3 protein-coding genes are annotated in these 3,304 nt (G+C 45.7%); all 3 read left to right on the top strand.

Translation table 11 applies throughout. The annotated features are described in order from the left end of the window. Positions 1-210: 210 nt before the first annotated feature. The 3 genes from PHU49_16175 to PHU49_16165 are packed head-to-tail and all read left to right on the top strand — an operon-like array spanning position 211 to position 3,179. Positions 211-795 carry a hypothetical protein gene (locus PHU49_16175; GenBank protein MDD5245547.1) on the top strand — a complete coding sequence of 195 codons (585 nt, stop codon included), beginning with the start codon at positions 211-213 and terminating at the stop codon, positions 793-795. An 18-nt stretch (positions 796-813) separates the two neighbouring features. After that, complete coding sequence (gene purD / locus PHU49_16170) at positions 814-2,094, top strand: phosphoribosylamine--glycine ligase (GenBank protein MDD5245546.1); 1,281 nt, start codon at positions 814-816, stop codon at positions 2,092-2,094. Between the two features lie 17 nt (positions 2,095-2,111). Continuing rightward, positions 2,112-3,179, top strand: a complete 1,068-nt coding sequence (locus tag PHU49_16165; GenBank protein MDD5245545.1) for a 3-isopropylmalate dehydrogenase — start codon at positions 2,112-2,114, stop codon at positions 3,177-3,179. The last annotated feature ends 125 nt before the right edge of the window (positions 3,180-3,304 follow it).

The raw sequence follows: 3,304 nt of genomic DNA, 5'->3' as shown, positions 1-3,304 counted from the left end.
AACAGGTTATTGCCACGATTGTAAATCGGAACAGAGGATGTGCAGGATCGTCTCTATCCTCGAGAGAAAACCAAACGCGACGGACATATCAGTGTTTATTATTAATGAAGATCTGGGTCTTTAAAGTGTGGGTCTTCTTTAAAGTGTAGGTCTTCTTTAAAGTGTGGGTCTTCTTTAAAGTGTGGGTCTTAAAAAAAACGGGAGGGATATATGAAGGTTAAACGTGCAGTGATAAGTGTGTCGAACAAGTCCGGTTTAAATGATCTTGCGGCATGCCTGAAAGATTACGGGGTAGAGGTACTATCTACCGGCGGCACAAAGAAGTATCTTGAGGGTCTTGGACTTAATCCGATGGAGGTAAGCTCCTACACAGGCTTCCCGGAGATCATGGACGGGAGGGTCAAGACGCTTCATCCGAAGATACACGGCGGGATACTGAACATACGCGACAACGCCGAACATCAGAAGGCGATGGAGACCCTTGGCATCAAGCATATCGATATGATCGTGGTAAATCTTTACCCCTTTCAAGAGGTTATCAGCAAAGGATGTACTTTTGAAGAGGCTATCGAGAATATTGATATTGGCGGGCCGTCGATGATCAGGGCATCTGCAAAAAATTTCAAATACGTAACTGTTGTTGTGGATCCCGATGATTATGCGAAGGTTATTGAAAACATGAAGGCAAACAATGGCGCAACAACAGAGGAGCTGAGGTTCTATCTTGCAAAGAAGGTGTTCTCGATAACCTCAGATTATGACGGCGCCATCTTTTCATATCTGTCAAAGATTTAGGTTCATGAGGAAGAGGACATGAAGGTTCTTGTAATCGGCGGCGGCGGCAGGGAACACGCCCTGATATGGAAACTGTCACAGTCTAAAGATATCAAGTCGATGTATTGTATACCCGGCAATGGTGGTATCTCTGATATAGCGGAATGTGCTGCAATAGATATCAGCAGGACCGAAGAACTACTCGATTTTTCAAAAAGGAAAGGCATTGACCTCGTTATCGTTGGCCCGGAGAACCCCCTTGCTGCGGGTATCGTAGACGTCTTTGAAAAAAAAGGGATACCGATATTCGGGCCGAATAAACAGGGTGCCATGATCGAAGCGAGCAAGATCTTTGCAAAAGAGCTGATGGAAAAATACGAGATACCGACAGCTGCGTTCAGGATATTTGACCGATATGATGATGCCCGGATATATCTGGAAAACCTCCGGCCTCCATTTGTTATTAAAGCTGATGGCCTGTGCGCAGGGAAGGGCGCCTATGTAATCCGGGATCAGACAGAAGGCCGGAGCGTCCTGAAAGACTTAATGGTAGAGGAGATCCATGGAGAAGCCGGACGAAGAATCGTTATAGAAGAATACATCCCGGGGATTGAGGCATCCTACCTTGCCTTTACAGACGGCACGTCCATGCTTTCCCTGCTTACTTCACAGGATCATAAGCCCCTCCTGGATGACGACAAGGGACCTAACACCGGTGGGATGGGCGCATATACGCCGATACCTTTTGTAAATGATACGATTGAAGAGCAGATCAAGACCCGGATCATGGAGAGGACAATACATGCGATGAGGGACAACGGTATCATCTATAAAGGTGTGCTGTATGGTGGACTCATGTTAAAAGGGAGCGATCCCTATGTCATAGAGTTTAATGCCCGTCTCGGCGATCCGGAGACCCAACCGATCCTTTTGAAGATGGAAAGCGATATCCTGCCGATCCTGTTGGCTTGTATAGAAGGGAAACTGCACACGATCAAGGGCATCCGGTGGAAGGATGGTGTTTCGATATGTGTTGTTATTACATCGAAAGGATACCCTGATAAACCGGAAAAAGGCTTCCTCATCAATGGATTGGAAAGGTTAAAGGATCGCGAAGACGTTATGGTATTTCACGCCGGGACCAAAAAGGTGGACAATCGCTATTATACCTCCGGGGGAAGGGTTTTAGGTGTTACCGCGGTGGGCAGCACATACGAGGATGCGATGAGACGTGTATACGAAGCAGTGTCGTCCATAGAGTTTGAAGGCATGCATTACAGAAAGGATATCGGGGCAAAAGCACTTATAAAAAAAGTCTAAGGTTTGTGGAGGAAAAGATGGGTAAAGAATACAACATTGCAGTAATACCTGGTGATGGGACAGGACCTGAGGTTATAGCAGAAGGTATTAAAGTCATTGATATCATATCAAAAAAATTAGGCTTTGCTTTAAAATACACCTATTACGACCTTGGGGGAGAACGTTATCTAAAAACCGGGGAGATACTGCCGGACAGCGTTCTCAATGAGTTAAAACAGTACCATGCGATATATCTCGGAGCCATTGGTCACCCCGATGTAAAACCCGGGATACTGGAGAAAGGGATCCTCCTGCACACAAGGTTTGAACTTGACCAGTATATTAATCTCAGACCCGTGAAACTCTATGAAGGGGTCGATACGCCTCTTAAAAACAAAGGACCAAAAGATATAGATTTTATTGTGGTAAGAGAGAACACGGAAGGATTGTATACAGGAGCAGGTGGGATCTTGAAAAAGGGGACCATGGACGAGGTAGCTACTCAGGAATCGATCAACACACGAAAAGGTGTCGAGCGGTGTCTGCGGTTTGCCTTCGAATATACAAAAAAACGGGATAAGGAAAAGAAGCTGACATTATGCGCAAAGACAAATGTCCTCACATTTGCCTCCGGCCTCTGGGAGCGCGCTTTTTATGAAGTTGCGAAAGAATATCCTGATATAAAGACTGATTATGCCCACGTAGATGCGACCTGTATGTGGATGGTGAAAAATCCTGAATGGTTCGACGTAATCGTCACCGATAATCTGTTCGGTGATATTATTACCGATCTGGGTGCAATGATACAGGGCGGCCTTGGTATCGCATGTGGCGGAAATATTAACCCCGAAGGTGTATCGATGTTTGAGCCAATGGGGGGATCTGCCCCGAAATATACCGGTAAGAACGTAATTAATCCACTTGCGTCGATCCTTGCAGGCGGGATGATGCTTGGATTTATCGGGGAGCAGCAAGCAGCTGATACTATTGAAAAAGCAGTTCAAGTGGCGCTGAAAAACGATATAAAATCACTTGAAGCAGGAAAGATGGGGATGGGTACAAAAGAGGTTGGTGACCTTATTGCGAGATATGTCTTAGCGGTTTGATTTTTTCTGAGGCCGGCGGTTTGTATTCTGAGCTTCCTTAACCTTCTTGCTCAGGGTGTTCCTGTTAATACCCAGCAATTTCGATGCCTTCGAAACATTATTATCGGATAGTTTCATGGCTGACC

It is taken from the genome of Syntrophorhabdaceae bacterium (genome assembly GCA_028713955.1).
Classification (GTDB): Bacteria; Desulfobacterota; Syntrophorhabdia; order Syntrophorhabdales; family Syntrophorhabdaceae; genus UBA5609.
Note: the sequence above shows the minus strand (reverse complement) of the source record. Positions and strands in the feature narration are given on the sequence as shown.